Genomic DNA, 13,273 nt, shown 5'->3' on the forward strand with positions numbered 1-13,273 from the left:
AAAGCTTGACCCAGATTGAAACAAAACCACCTATAAACAAGGGGGAATTAAATTCGACAATTACGAATTACGAATTACGAATTAGTAAAGAGTTGGGAGTTAGAATACAAAAGCCTCCTGACTCCTGAATCGTATTTTCATGACAAACGCCCGTCAATTAGCTTTTATCGCCCTCCGAGATGTTCATAAGGGGGCTTATGCTGATGTTGCCCTAGATAGAGTGTTGCAAAAAGTCAGTTTGCCTGATTGCGATCGCCGTTTGGTGACAGAATTGGTTTATGGAAGCGTCAGAAGGCAGCGCACTCTTGATACTCTCATCGATCAACTTGCCAAAAAGAAATCCGATCAACAACCACAAGACCTCCGCACCATCTTACATCTAGGCTTTTACCAACTGCGTTATCAAGAGCGTATTCCCGCCTCAGCGGCTGTTAATACCACAGTCCAACTCGCTAAAGAAAACGGTTTTTCTGGACTTACGGGTTTTGTTAACGGTCTATTACGCCAGTATCTTAGAAAAGCAGGGGAGCAGGAGGGCAGAGGGGCAGGGGGGCAGAGGGGCAGGGGGGCAGAGGAGAAAGATTCTTTGTTACTTCCCCAGTCCCCTGTTACCTATTTTGATCCGTTAGAACTTCCAGAAAACCCTGTGGAACGCTTGGGCATTTTACACAGTTTTCCTGACTGGATTATTCAAGTTTGGTTAGAACAACTGGGTTTGACTGAGACAGAACAACTGTGTGAATGGATGAACCAATCACCAACAATCGATTTACGCATCAACCCACTTCGTACTTCCATCGAGGAAGTTGAGGCGGCTTTGCAATCTGCTGGTGTTTTGGTGAGACGGATTCCTCATTTACCCCAAGCTTTACGATTTATTGGAAATACTGGGGCGATTCAAAAACTACCGGGTTTTAAAGAAGGTTGGTGGACTGTACAAGATGCTAGCGCTCAACTAGTAGGTCATTTGCTCGACCCCCAACCAGGTGAGGTGGTAATTGATGCCTGTGCAGCACCAGGGGGGAAAACAACCCATATCGCTGAGTTGATGGCAGATCAAGGGAAAATTTGGGCTTGCGATCGCACTCCTTCTCGTCTTCGCAAACTCCAAGAAAATTCTCAACGGCTAAATTTACAATCTATTCAGATTTATACTGGCGACAGTCGCCACTTTAATCAATTTCAAAACACCGCAGACCGAGTATTACTCGATGCTCCATGTTCTGGTTTGGGAACTATGCACCGTCATGCTGATGCCCGTTGGCGACAGACACCAGAATCCGTCCGAGAACTTGCGGTGCTGCAACGAGAATTGTTGACACATACATCAACTTTTGTCAAAGCTGGTGGTGTACTAGTTTATGCCACCTGTACATTGCATCCAGCAGAAAATGAAGAAGTAATTTCGGCGTTTTTAGCTGATTCACCTCAGTGGCAAATTGAGTCTCCTAGTGGCGTGGAGTTACCTGATTCTACCGATAGTGCGCCTCAAGGTTGGTTTAAACTTTGGCCCCATCGACAGGATATGGATGGTTTTTTTATGGTGCGCTTAAGAAAAACCAATAATTCCGAGTGAATACTGTTTAGGATTGTACGATTTGGTGGAGGCCTGAATCTACCAGAGGAGGCAGCAATGGTTTCCCCTTCCAATGTAAAAAACTTAGTTAAAATCCTGATTGGAGCCGCCTGGATCGATGGCAGAATCCAGCCAGAAGAACGGCAATATCTCCGCGAAATAGCTCAAGCAAAAGGTTTAGCTAACGACCCAGAAATTAAGCCTTGGCTGTACGAATTAGTTCCTGTACAGCCAAAAGAATGCTACGACTGGGTGCGGGAGTATCTAGGCGATCGCCCCAGTCTTGAAGATTGCGAAAATCTGATTGAAGCCATCAGTGGCTTAATTTATAGCGATGGTGAAGTTGCCGTCGAAGAAGCCAGACTCCTGACGCAATTGCAGGATATAGCGAAGCCGAATGAGTCAAATCAACCAGCTCCTACTGCGCTTCTCAAACAAATTCAAAAGCTTTACCGCCGTTGGGTTGAAGTCCAAAACTAATATCGAGTTATAAGTTAATCCAAGAGGAGGCGGTGAATTATCTCACTGCCTTTTTATGTCTCTTCGTCCCTATGCTCCGCTATAAATCGCGTCTCTACATGAGGGTTTTGGGGTTAGGGACTTCCAAATAAAAAAATATCCCATCGCTGTCTAGGCAGGGGAGCAGGGGGCAGGGGGCAGGGGGAGAAAGAAAAATATTATCTGAGTAAATTGGATAATTTATTTTCTGGAAGTCCCTTAAATCAACGTTCCTGAAGATGCTACTTTTAGACATTTTTTAAGAAACTGCTGGGGAATTTCTCTACTTTCTCCCCAATGCTGATGAACATAAGAAGCATGAATATTTGCAGGTAAACCCCATCCCTCGCATCCCATATTTTCTTCGCAATCGTAGCGAGAAGTTTCAAATAGGGGTTGAGTGGGAGTTAAGGTTAAATGGGAACGATGAAACTCATGTCCGTAAACAGTTGTATTTGCTTTAACTAACAAATTATCTTGCAAAGCGACAGCACGACGATAGCCCAAAGTTAAACGTCCACCCATCACCGCAGATGTTGGTAGCACTCCCGCCATTGACCAAGATTTACCTTCAAAATCGATAATTTGCTCGCACAAATACATTAATCCGCCGCATTCGGCAATCGTAGGTATTCCTTTAAGTATTGCCGTTTTCACCGCATCACGAACGTTAGAATTTTCTGCGAGTTGCTGGGCAAAAACTTCCGGGAAACCACCGCCAAAATACATTCCCTGAATATCTTTTGGTATGTCAGCATCTTCTAACGGACTCCAAAAAACCAATTCTGCACCAAGTTGTTGCAGCAAATCGAGATTGTCTTGGTAATAAAAATTAAACGCGCGATCGCGGGCTACTGCAATCTTAACTGGGAATGAGGGAGATAAGGAGGATGAAGTGGAGCCAGAAAGGGATTCTGATTTTAACAAAGGTAATAAGCGTTGCCAGTCGAAGCAACTATCTCCTAAATCCGCGAGGCGATCAATTAAAGCGTTGAGTTCGGGAAGTTCGGCTGTGGGTACTAAACCCAGGTGGCGATCAGGAATTGTGATATTATCTTGACGGCGCATGACGCCGAGAATCGGTAATTGTAAGGGTTCTAGGGAATCTTTGAGGAGAGAGAGATGGCGATCGCTCCCGACGCGATTTAATATTACCCCAGCTATTTTAATGCGGGGATCAAAAGATCGATAGCCGTGAGCGATCGCAGCTACAGAACCAGATAAACGACTGCAATCAATCACCAACACCACAGGTAAATCTAACAGCCGTGCAATGTGTGCCGTACTTGCAAAGTCAGTTAGGCATTGGGCATTGTTCTTCTCCTCTGCTCCCCTGCTCCCCTGCTCCCCTGCTCCCTCTTTCACTCCATCAAACAACCCCATCACCCCTTCCACGAGGGCATATTCACTCAGTTGGCTATGATGGGCAAAACATTGCTGAACGTAAGCTTCAGAAGTCAGCACGGGGTCTAAATTGCGACAAGCACGACCGGTTACGTGTCGATGAAACATTGGATCGATGTAGTCTGGTCCCACCTTAAAAGATTGCACCAAGCGATCGCGACGGCGTAAAGATGCTAAAAGGGTGAGCGTGACTGTTGTCTTACCCACCCCACTACGTTCCCCGGCAATGACTAAAGCCATAAATGAAACAAATTAATAATATGCAGCAACTATTTCGATTCTTGGCTGTATGTCTATCGTTACTTTTTGCAAAAGCAGATGCACCAGTTTTTCCAACCGACTAACTCAAACTTATACCAATTAGAAACAAGAAAACCACCCAATTAGGGGAGTTAGGTTAGAAACGTCTGTTTAATAATACAGTTGGAGAGGAGATTATCCAAGATCAGATAATAATCAGCTACCACAAAAGGAACGTTTTATGATCACAGTGCATCATCTTAACAACTCGCGATCGCAGCGGGTGCTGTGGCTGCTTGAAGAATTAGGTATCGAATACGAAATCAAATTCTATGAACGCGATGCCAAGACGATGATGGCACCGGAGACGCTACGCCAAGTTCATCCCCTCGGCAAGTCACCAGTAATCACAGATGCAGACTTGGCGATCGCTGAGTCGGGTGCAATTATCGAATACCTAATTGATCGCTATGGTAATGGTCAGCTAGTCCCAGCATCGGGTACGCCAGAGTATCTGCGCTACAAGTATTGGCTGCATTACGCCGAAGGCTCGGCAATGCCACCACTGGTAATGCGGCTGGTATTGAACAATTTTGGGGCAGGTGACAGCAGCGTGGTTAGCGGATTTGTCGCGCCCCAAATTAAACTTCACTTGGACTACATAGAAGACGAACTCCGTAAAAATACGTGGTTTGTAGGCAATGAATTTACCGCCGCCGATATCCAAATGAGCTTTCCCCTAGAAGTGGTGGCTGCGCTTCCCGAAGAGGTCAAGAACAGACCAAAGCTCAAAGAATTTGTCAAGCGCATTCATGAAAGACCTGCTTACAAACGCGCCCTGGAGCGTGGAGGTAAATACGAGGTATCCTTTCAATAGACTTTTCCTTGTCGGAAATCACCTAATACATCGACCTGCTATGCCAATACATTGACCTGCTATGCCAATACATCGGCCTGTTATGCCAATACATCGGCCTGTTATGCCAATACATCAGCCTGTTATGCCAATACATCGGTCTGTTATGTTAATACATCGGTCTGTTATGCCAATACATCAGCCTGTTATGCCAATACATTGACTTGCTAAGCTGTTGCGCCTTCAATTTGCACTAATATTTTTTTCAATATAATTGTGAGGCGGGCATCTTGCCATTGGTGTCAACTTAAGCCGAAAACTATATCGGACAGGCGTTTTACAAATCCCTCACGCCCTCATCCCCTAACCCCTTCTCCCTTGGGAGAAAGGGAATTGAATGTCTAGCTCCCCTCTCATATCATGTCCGCTTGATTACTTACTAAACCCCAAGAACCCCACCCCGCCAAAGCTGCGCTTTGTCTCCCTCCCCGCAAGCGGGGAGGGGCTGGGGGTGGGGTGCAATGACTGTGGAAATCATAACTAATTATGCGGACATGATATCACGGATGGGAGAGGGGCTGGGGGCGAGGGCAAAACCTTGTCACCAAGCGGGTTTAGCGTTAACTTGACACCAATGGCATTTTGCCCGCCCTGATAATGCAAGTTGTATACGTAACAGCTTATGTTAATGCAATACGGTTCGGTTAAGGTTTTTTGATGAAAATTATTGATCGCCAAAAACGCGATAAATCGCCGTATATAGCGGTTCTCAATTGTATGGAATACAGACCTAACCCCCAGCCCCTCTTCCCTACTAGCGTTGGGGAGTAAGATTCAAAGCCTCTCTGCTTTTAGGAGAGAGGTCAAACTGTATTCCATCAAAACGAGAAGCGCTATATACAAAAGATTGATTTTTGTCTTGACGGCGATTCATCGCGTCTCTTGCCTCCAAGGAAAATAGAAAAACCCTCCAGATTATTGAAATATCCAAAAATCTGAAGAGTTTGTGTTTGATTTTCGCAATTTTGGTAACTTTTATTGTTTCCAGGCGAAACTAACTATTTGTTTCCAATTTGAAAATATTTGCTGTCACTCCCAGACTTTCTTCAAAAAGCGACTCACGACCCCAGCGTTGTACCTGCTGACTCAGCAATGCTTCCGCCTTTTGTTCTGAAAGTGAAGTCACCTGTTGAAATAGACCAGCAGATTGAGCGCCACCGTGGGTTTCCATCCGCATACAGCCACCAGTTTCCGAGCAAATTACTGTACCACAGTCTGCCTTTGGATTGGTCGAACTTAGGCGCAAAGCAATCAAGTCGCCAGCAATCTCACCCACATCAGCAAGGGGAACGCCCGCTAATTCGGTTTCTACTTGCCGTTGGTCTTGAGCAATAAAGTTAATGCGAGTGATGTCATAATCTCCGGTTTCCTTTTTATACGAAACTGGCTGCCATCCTAAACGACTTGCCAACCAACCCAAAAACAGCAATGCTTGTGCGGGGTTGCCTTTTTCGTAATCAATAGTTACTCGGTCAACTTCCCGCAGGGCTGCCCGACGATGAGGTGAGTCGTAAGCTTCAGCTGTCAATTCTTGCCATGCTGAGAGGCGACGCCAGTTCAGGTCAGCTAAGGGAACACCACTGTCCACCAATTCTTGGAGGTGGAGTAAGTCACTTTCTGGCTCATTAAAGCGGCAAGAATCCACAATCACATTATTGCAGACGGCTGACAACCGTTTGAATAGAGTGTTGTTGGGGTCTGGTGTTGCTTTCCACCAAAGAAACTTTGGTAAGCCACCAATCAACAATGCTGGAATCATCCCACCGATGCGTTCTAAAGCCGCAGCAGTTCCACTGAGAGTGATGTATTCGCAACAAATTAGTGTGCTTGACGATTGCTTTTGGATGGGGCAATAGGCAGAGACCTGAGCCTTAACTCCTTCATCTTCGCCAGTAATAGGAAATAGCGCAATGATGCGGCAGGGGTTGCGGAGGGCGATTTCATCAGCAATTCTGGGGCTTGGGGCATTTAAGCTGGGAAGTTCAATAGAAGCATTGTCACCCGCAGCGCCGTTTCCTTGACGTTTGATGAATTCTTCTCTCAAGATAGCCAGAGTTTCAGGTGTTGCTGTTCCAGTATCGGGCAATGCATATTTTGTCTGCACTTGCCGCAAGGCAGCTACCATCTGAGGCCCTAAAATTCCGTCAAGCGGGCCGTTGTAAAATCCCAAAGTAGCCAAAAGATACTGGGTTTCTTCGGGTTCGTAAACCACTAAGGTAAATGTTGTGGCGCGAGTGGCAGCAGGAAGCCCACCGTCCTCGCCAGTAATGCCGTAACTTTGCCAAATTTGATTAAGTTCCGCTTCTATTTCGTTAAGCGAAATATCTTTTGGCGCCTGAAGTGAATAAATTGTAGAAGCTTGGGGAGCCATAGTAGTTTTGAGTTGTCAGCTTTGTTTGGTGAATCAGTTAGGAGTTAGAAGTGAGAAGTTAGGAGTTAGGAGTTAGGAGTTAGGAGTTGGGAGTTGGGAGTTAGAATAACTGAAATTATTAACTCAAAAACTCATAATTTATTACTCCTAACTATTAACTCATCACTCTTAACTTTTTACAGTCTGCGCCAGCGACGGCCATCCTGGTTAATTAAGAATTCTGCTTCTGTTGGTTCCCAGGTTCCAGCTTCATATTGGGGAATAGTATTGGCGTCGGCGGGTGCATCCCAAACGGAAAGGGCTGGCGTTACGACCTGCCAAGCGGCTTCTACTTCATCCGCGCGGGTGAACAATGTTTGATCGCCCATCATACAATCAAGGAATAAGCGATCGTAGGCATCAGATGTTGCTTGGATGCCAAAGGAACCATAACTAAAGTCCATGTCAACGGAACGGGTACGGAATTCTGCCCCCGGCATTTTCACATCAAAACGCAGGGAAATACCTTCATTTGGCTGAATCCGCATCGTCAAAATATTGGCGTTTGACTGTTGGGCGGCAGATTGGAACATCCGAGATGGAACTTCGCGGAAGTGAATGGCAATCTCGCTGACTTTTTTCGGCATCCGCTTCCCGGTACGCAAGTAGAAAGGAACACCTTTCCAGCGCCAGTTATCTACCAAAAACTTCATGGCGACGTAGGTTGGTGTGGTGGAGTTGGGATCAACGCCTGGTTCTGTCCGATACCCTGGCACTGCTTGACCTTTCATCCAACCAGCACTATATTGACCGCGGACTGCTGACCGCGACAGATTGTGAACATCAGCTAAACGAGTAGCTTGGAGTACCTTCACTTTTTCTGTGCGGATGCTGTCGGCATCCATTGCATTGGGCGCTTCCATTGCCGTTAGACAGTAAAGTTGCATGAGGTGATTTTGCAACATATCCCGTAATGCGCCTAGGCTTTCATAGTAACCAGCCCGGTCTTCCACTCCCACGGTTTCTGCCACGGTAATTTGCACGTGGTCAACAAATTGACGATTCCACAAGGGTTCAAAAATCGCATTCGCAAAGCGAAACACCAGCAAATTCTGGACTGTTTCTTTACCCAAGTAATGGTCAATCCGGTATACTTGGTTTTCTTTACAATATTTCTGTACCACTTGGTTAAGACTTTGGGCAGAAGCCAAATCCCGACCAAAAGGTTTTTCAATTACTAGACGATGTTTGTAGGGATCTTCTAGCATCCCGGCGGTTCCTAGCTGCTTAATCGCTTCGGGAAAGAATGAGGGGGCAACTGAGAGGTAGAACATTCGATTCCCTCGTGTGCCCCGCTTTTCGTCTAATTCACTCAATAAGTTTTTCAGTTTTTGGTAGCCTTCGGGGTTGTCTATATCGCCAGGGCAATAGAACAGACCTTGAGAGAAATCTTGCCAGAGTTCCCCTAAATCGACATCGGCATGTGCTTCTTCCATGCCTTTTTGCATTTGTTCGCGGAAGTACTCATGGCTCCATTCTCTGCGTGCTACACCGACAATGGTAGTTTCTGGTGGAATACGCCGTTCTCGCCGCAATTTGTAAAGTGCTGGCACTAGTTTGCGCCAGGTAAGATCGCCAGAAGCGCCAAAAATGACTATAATCTGGGGTTCGGACATCCGTTGTTGTTGCAGACCAACACGCAAGGGATTTTCTAGCAGACTAACCATAACAATTTTGGATTTTAGATTTGGTACTAGGATTGGGGAAAGGGAAAGGGGGAAAGGGGAAGGGGGAAAGGGGAAGAACTATACCTTTACCCTTTACCCTTTAACCTTTTCCCCTCTTCTGTTCCCTACACTGGTGACAATACCTTGATCTTGTCTTCTAAAGAGTTCATCAAGGACTGGAAGGGCTGGATAAACTTGTCAATACCATCGACTAACAGTTCATCCATGACGTTATCGAGATCGATGTTGATGTCGGGATCTTTGAGGTTTTCGATCAGCGTGTAAGCGTTATCTAAATCTGTTTCTAAGCGATCGCCTACGTTACAATGATCGGCACAAGCTTTAATGGTCGCTGGTGGTACGGTGTTGACGGTATCATGGCCGACCAACTCTTCGATATACATCACATCTCTGTAGTTGGGGTCTTTGGTGCTGGTGCTAGCCCAAAGTAGCCGTTGTACTGTAGCCCCTTTTGCTGCCAAATCTTGCCAACGCTCACTTCTAATGATTTTCTTGTATTCTTGATACGCAATCTTAGCGTTAGCGATCGCTACTTTTCCTTTAACAGCTCTTAGCTTTGCTTCCACAGCAATATCATCAACGCCTTTTTTCAACTTAGCATCAATCTTGCCGTCAATGTTGCTATCGATCCGGCTGAGGAAGAAACTAGCGACTGAAGCAATTTTACTAATGTCTTTACCCTCAGCCAACCGTTTTTCTAAGCCCCGAATATAAGCCATTGCTGTGTTTATATAGCTTTCTACAGAAAACAGCAGCGTAATATTAACATTCATCCCTTCGGATATTACCTGTTCTACTGCTGGCAAACCAGGTTCTGTACCGGGAATTTTAATCATCAGATTTTCCCGACCAATTTCTTGGAAATAGCGGCGGGCTTCGGTTATGGTTGCTTCAGTATCATGGGCAATGGTTGGCGGTACTTCAATACTCACATAACCATCTAGTCTATTTGAGGCTTCATAAACAGGGCGTAAAATATCACAGGCATTACGGATATCTGCAAAAACTAGGGATTCGTAAATTTTGTATGTCGGTAAGCCAGCCCGAACTCCGGCTTCGATATCGGCATCATAAATAACGTTACCAGCGATCGCTTTTTCAAAGATAGCTGGGTTAGAAGTAATCCCAGATATACCTTGATTTTCAACCAAGTTTTTGAGTTCACCTGATTGAATAATGTCACGGCTCAAATTATCCATCCAGATACTTTGACCGTATTGGTTAATTTCTAGTAGATGATTGGTAGACATAGCTCTAATTTGTTTCACTCCTGTATAGTGATGCTTCTAAGTAAATTTGGCAAAACGCATCAAATATTGATGGTTACTTTTGAATTGTGGCGTTGCCAATTACTTATTGCATCGGCTAAGCTGAGATAATCCTTAATTGATCTTCAAAAAGCGCTATTTTGCATCCCCAATCCTAAATCACCATGATTAACGTTTAATTAATGGCAGATGAGAGTACAGCACAGAGAAAATAAGTCACTCTTATCAAAGGTCTAAAATCCTTACGTAACAGTAATTACGAATTACGAATTACGAATTACGAATTGTCTTCTAGTGTCCGTTTTGAATAAAAGACTCCACCTTTGCGACATCCTCTTTGCTACCAATAATTAAAGGCGTGCGCTGATGCAGTTTTTTTGGCACCACATCCAAGATATTGACCAGTCCTGTAGTAGCACGGCCACCTGCTTGCTCAATCAAAAAGGCGAGAGGAGCCGTTTCATAAAGCAAGCGTAATTTTCCTTCAGGGTTTTGAATTGTGCCTGGGTAGAGAAACACGCCGCCTTGAACCAAAATTCTATGGATGTCGCTCACCATTGCGCCGCTATAACGAGCGCTGTAGCCTTCTGTGCGGTGAACGTAGCGAATGTATTCTCGAATCGATTCTTCCCACTGCCAAAAGTTACCCTCGTTCACGCTGTAAACAGAACCGTGGTTAGGAATGCGGATATTTTCTTCTGTGAGAATAAACTCTCCTAAGCTGGGGTCAAGAACAAAAGAATGAACGCCCTTACCTATAGTATAAACCAGCATCGTGCAGGGGCCATAGAGGATGTATCCGGCAGCAAGTTGCTTACGTCCGTTAGTGAGCAGGTCAGTTGCCTTACCATCGCTATCAGTTCCTTCTTGTTGGCGAATGGCGAAAATGGAACCTAAGCTGAGATTATTATCAGTGTTGGATGAGCCATCAATTGGGTCATACAGCAGGGTATAACGCCCAATGGGGCAATTTTCCGGGATGTAATAAGGATTTTCCATTTCCTCAGACGCGAGGCGACAGACTAAGCCGCTTTGCTTAAACACTGAGATAAATACATCATTGGCGTAGACATCCATCTTTTTGACAGATTCGCCTTGGACATTAACTTCTCCAGTGAATCCGAGAACGCCTTCCATTAAACCGGCGCGACTCATACGACGAGCCACCAGTTTTCCGGCCAGGGCGATGCGATTCATCAACGCACTCAAATCCTGTGCATCTGGCGAAAAACTCTGAAGTTGTTGGAGGACGTGACGGGATAAAGTTGTACAGTCACGATCTAAGGCTCTGTCTGTAGCATCGTAGGCAGATAAGTCTAAAGATTCCGGCGCTTTAGTCATTTTTATGTTCTCCGCAGCCACTAGCTGTTGATTGGGTTTTAGTCATCTATAGCAACTTATAGTTGCTGCTTCTATCTTAGAAAGGTAATTTGATAACTTAGATGCGACTTTAGATAAACTAAAGAAATGAATCTTCAGTGACCCCTGCACACAGAGCTAGCTACTTCCACTTAACACGACTTTTTCAACAGGGCAGGTATGTTTACACATCCTATCAACAAACTAAAATCCCCACATTTGCGGCAGGGACTAAAGTTTACTCTGAAACATTAATACAAAACTACTATCAGATTTGCCCAAGGCAAGCAATCTCTCTGGTTAACTAAGATACTTTTGGTTGCTGCCATAGGATGAGTTTCAACTCAGAGCAGTAGTAAGCCTCATCACTGATTTGGTGTTCGTGGTCAGCTATCCAATCATAAATTTGTGTTGCTTTTGCTAATGCTACTTTTTCTGAACGATAAAGCTGAGGAGTAGGGCAGTAGGCTTGGCCATTGATGTGTATAGCTGCAATCTGCCAATAATCGCTCTCTGGTATAACTTCTAAAAACCCGTTACTGTAAGGCTGGATTATTCCTATGTTCATCTACAACCATCAAACTTTCTAATATTGGCCACAACAAAGCCGATACCAGCTAATTCTTCCGAGTCAAAGCTGGAATCACCAGGGAATGCAGTCGCAACCCCTGTTAATGATTTTGGGTTCGTAGTCAATGGAAATCTGAATTATTGGTCACTTTTTGGTTTGATTCCCTTATTGGCAGCAACAATAGCACAAGGCACTTCTTGCAAAAGTGCTTTTTGCACTCTCGTCGGAACAGGGNNNAGGTTAAAGGGGAAGGGGAAAATACAAAACCTTTACCTTTCCCCGACAAATGCCAAGAAGTCTATTGTGATTGCCCAAACTCAGAGTGTGGCTGGATAAATGATAATCTGTAGAGCGAACAGGCAACTGGCAGTACTCACCCGAAAGAACCGAACAAAAGGAGTAAATTTATTATGTCCCGTCTACTAACAGCGTTCCGGCAGAAATTATTACGGAGTATCGCTTTTGCAATACTCTTAACTTTGATTAGTAGTTTAATACTTCCTGGGGCTAGTTGGGCTGCTTCTAGCTTGGGAGTTGAGAACGGTCATCTGAGTTCTTGTCCAGCTTCAGACAACTGTGTTGTCAGTCAAAACGCAGATGCCAAACACGCTATCGACCCGATTCCTTATCATGTAGACCGTAATGCAGCTAGAGAAATCTTACTAAAAGTTATCGGTGTTGTTCCGCGTACAGAAATTGTAGAACAAACAGATAATTACATCCATGCTCTTTCTAAAAGCCGCATCTTTCAATTTGTTGATGATGTAGAATTTTATTTACCTCCTAATGAGTCAGTAATTCATCTGCGCTCGGCTTCTCGCGTGGGAGAATCCGATCTCGGTGTCAACCGCAGACGAGCCGAGCAGATTCGTCTGGCTCTACGCGATTTAAACATTTGATTTTGTCGCTACTCCTTCTTATTTAACTGATTGAGGTGCGATCGCAATACCATTTAAATAATTTATACTTATATACTTAGTGGAGAAATGTCAGACTATCTGCAATGATTGTGCTTTCCATGTCTTAGTAGAAGAAGCGATAACGTGCATTCACCCTGACGAATTTGGGGTTAATTGTTCTAGGGTCATTTTCTGCAATTCATTTGAGCCAGCACTTATAATTGACAGTCCTTGCGTGACATACGGCAATGATGAAAAATGACGTTAAAAGTGTAGGCGCAACAACTAAGCCTTTGGCATTTCAACTTACCTTGCTATTTAGTAAATTATGGTAATATAAAATGTCTTGGGCGATTAGCACAGGGGTAGCGCACATCCTTCACACGGATGGGGTCACTGGTTCAAATCCAGTATCGCCCACTTATACACAGTAAGGTTTTCAGC

General features: G+C 44.8%; 10 protein-coding genes and 1 tRNA gene. 5 read left to right on the forward strand and 6 right to left on the reverse strand.

Annotated features, from left to right (window positions below; translation table 11 throughout):
• The first annotated feature begins 139 nt into the window (after window positions 1–139).
• Window positions 140–1,576, forward strand: coding sequence for a 16S rRNA (cytosine(967)-C(5))-methyltransferase (locus QUD05_RS18555; RefSeq protein ID WP_289797367.1), 1,437 nt, complete (start codon window positions 140–142; stop codon window positions 1,574–1,576).
• A gap of 57 nt (window positions 1,577–1,633) precedes the next feature.
• A complete protein-coding gene (locus QUD05_RS18560) occupies window positions 1,634–2,056 on the forward strand; it encodes a tellurite resistance TerB family protein (RefSeq protein WP_289797368.1) in 423 nt (140 codons plus the stop codon).
• 237 nt (window positions 2,057–2,293) lie between these two features.
• Here QUD05_RS18560 and QUD05_RS18565 read toward each other — a convergent pair whose 3' ends face one another.
• Window positions 2,294–3,718: a cobyrinic acid a,c-diamide synthase CobB gene (locus QUD05_RS18565; RefSeq protein WP_289797369.1), complete on the reverse strand. Its 1,425-nt coding sequence runs from the start codon at window positions 3,716–3,718 to the stop codon at window positions 2,294–2,296.
• A 241-nt stretch (window positions 3,719–3,959) separates the two neighbouring features.
• Here QUD05_RS18565 and QUD05_RS18570 point away from each other — a divergent pair, with 241 nt between their 5' ends.
• Window positions 3,960–4,595 carry a glutathione S-transferase family protein gene (locus tag QUD05_RS18570; protein WP_289797370.1) on the forward strand — a complete coding sequence of 212 codons (636 nt, stop codon included), beginning with the start codon at window positions 3,960–3,962 and terminating at the stop codon, window positions 4,593–4,595.
• Between the two features lie 1,033 nt (window positions 4,596–5,628).
• Here the strand turns inward: QUD05_RS18570 and opcA are convergent.
• The 5 genes from opcA to QUD05_RS18595 all read right to left on the reverse strand — a co-directional run bounded on the left by opcA (window position 5,629) and on the right by QUD05_RS18595 (window position 11,927).
• Window positions 5,629–7,005 carry a glucose-6-phosphate dehydrogenase assembly protein OpcA gene (gene opcA / locus QUD05_RS18575; RefSeq protein WP_289797371.1) on the reverse strand — a complete coding sequence of 459 codons (1,377 nt, stop codon included), beginning with the start codon at window positions 7,003–7,005 and terminating at the stop codon, window positions 5,629–5,631.
• 176 nt (window positions 7,006–7,181) lie between these two features.
• A complete protein-coding gene (gene zwf, locus QUD05_RS18580) occupies window positions 7,182–8,711 on the reverse strand; it encodes a glucose-6-phosphate dehydrogenase (protein WP_289797372.1) in 1,530 nt (509 codons plus the stop codon).
• Between the two features lie 125 nt (window positions 8,712–8,836).
• Window positions 8,837–9,982 carry a transaldolase gene (gene tal, locus QUD05_RS18585; protein ID WP_289800004.1) on the reverse strand — a complete coding sequence of 382 codons (1,146 nt, stop codon included), beginning with the start codon at window positions 9,980–9,982 and terminating at the stop codon, window positions 8,837–8,839.
• 309 nt (window positions 9,983–10,291) lie between these two features.
• Entirely contained in the window at window positions 10,292–11,341 is a 1,050-nt protein-coding gene (gene fbp, locus QUD05_RS18590; protein WP_094347243.1) for a class 1 fructose-bisphosphatase, read from the reverse strand.
• A gap of 322 nt (window positions 11,342–11,663) precedes the next feature.
• A complete protein-coding gene (locus QUD05_RS18595; protein ID WP_289797373.1) occupies window positions 11,664–11,927 on the reverse strand; it encodes a hypothetical protein in 264 nt (87 codons plus the stop codon).
• Between the two features lie 413 nt (window positions 11,928–12,340).
• Here QUD05_RS18595 and QUD05_RS18600 point away from each other — a divergent pair, with 413 nt between their 5' ends.
• Both QUD05_RS18600 and QUD05_RS18610 read left to right on the forward strand, forming a co-directional pair.
• Window positions 12,341–12,829: a DUF1499 domain-containing protein gene (locus QUD05_RS18600; protein ID WP_289797374.1), complete on the forward strand. Its 489-nt coding sequence runs from the start codon at window positions 12,341–12,343 to the stop codon at window positions 12,827–12,829.
• A 348-nt stretch (window positions 12,830–13,177) separates the two neighbouring features.
• A tRNA-Val gene (locus tag QUD05_RS18610) sits at window positions 13,178–13,249 on the forward strand.
• Window positions 13,250–13,273 lie beyond the last annotated feature (24 nt).

This window comes from Nostoc sp. GT001 (assembly GCF_030382115.1).
In the GTDB taxonomy this organism is placed as follows: Bacteria; Cyanobacteriota; Cyanobacteriia; order Cyanobacteriales; family Nostocaceae; genus Nostoc.

What these genes read in the sequence shown, in the direction of transcription:
- QUD05_RS18560 (WP_289797368.1), top strand. Translation starts at nt 1,634, where the DNA reads ATGGTTTCCCCTTCCAATGTAAAAAACTTAGTTAAAATCCTGATTGGA.
- zwf (WP_289797372.1), bottom strand. Translation starts at nt 8,711, where the DNA reads ATGGTTAGTCTGCTAGAAAATCCCTTGCGTGTTGGTCTGCAACAACAA.
- tal (WP_289800004.1), bottom strand. Translation starts at nt 9,982, where the DNA reads ATGTCTACCAATCATCTACTAGAAATTAACCAATACGGTCAAAGTATC.
- fbp (WP_094347243.1), bottom strand. Translation starts at nt 11,341, where the DNA reads ATGACTAAAGCGCCGGAATCTTTAGACTTATCTGCCTACGATGCTACA.
- opcA (WP_289797371.1), bottom strand. Translation starts at nt 7,005, where the DNA reads ATGGCTCCCCAAGCTTCTACAATTTATTCACTTCAGGCGCCAAAAGAT.
- QUD05_RS18595 (WP_289797373.1), bottom strand. Translation starts at nt 11,927, where the DNA reads ATGAACATAGGAATAATCCAGCCTTACAGTAACGGGTTTTTAGAAGTT.
- QUD05_RS18570 (WP_289797370.1), top strand. Translation starts at nt 3,960, where the DNA reads ATGATCACAGTGCATCATCTTAACAACTCGCGATCGCAGCGGGTGCTG.
- QUD05_RS18555 (WP_289797367.1), top strand. Translation starts at nt 140, where the DNA reads ATGACAAACGCCCGTCAATTAGCTTTTATCGCCCTCCGAGATGTTCAT.
- QUD05_RS18565 (WP_289797369.1), bottom strand. Translation starts at nt 3,718, where the DNA reads ATGGCTTTAGTCATTGCCGGGGAACGTAGTGGGGTGGGTAAGACAACA.
- QUD05_RS18600 (WP_289797374.1), top strand. Translation starts at nt 12,341, where the DNA reads ATGTCCCGTCTACTAACAGCGTTCCGGCAGAAATTATTACGGAGTATC.